This window comes from Streptomyces malaysiensis subsp. samsunensis (genome assembly GCF_024519315.1).
GTDB lineage: Bacteria > Actinomycetota > Actinomycetes > Streptomycetales > Streptomycetaceae > Streptomyces > Streptomyces malaysiensis.
Window position 1 is genome coordinate 1 of record NZ_JANIIC010000292.1, and the last position, 298, is coordinate 298.

The 298-nt window shown below is 62.4% G+C and carries 1 protein-coding gene; it reads left to right on the forward strand.

Annotated elements, in window-relative coordinates:
* The coding region (locus NQU54_RS48950) for a transposase (protein WP_257636710.1) at nt 1-294 on the forward strand (294 nt) is incomplete at its 5' end.
* Nucleotides 295-298: the final 4 nt, after the last annotated feature.

The following is a 298-nucleotide window of genomic DNA, read 5'->3' on the forward strand; positions in this document are numbered from 1 at the left end:
CACAAGGCGCCCGTGGTGCACAAGTGGCTGCTCGCGCACCCCCGCTTCCAGCTCCACTTCACCCCGACCTACTCGTCCTGGATCAACCAGGTCGAACGGTGGTTCGCCGAGCTGGAACGACGCTGCCTCACACGCGGGGTGTTCTGCTCACTCGACGACCTCAAGACCGCACTCGAAGAGTGGATCAAGGTCTGGAACGACGATGCCAGGCCCTTCAAATGGACCAAGACCGCCGACCAGAACCTCGACCGCATCTGCCGCTACTGCGACAGGATCTCCGAACCAGATCACTAGGCGG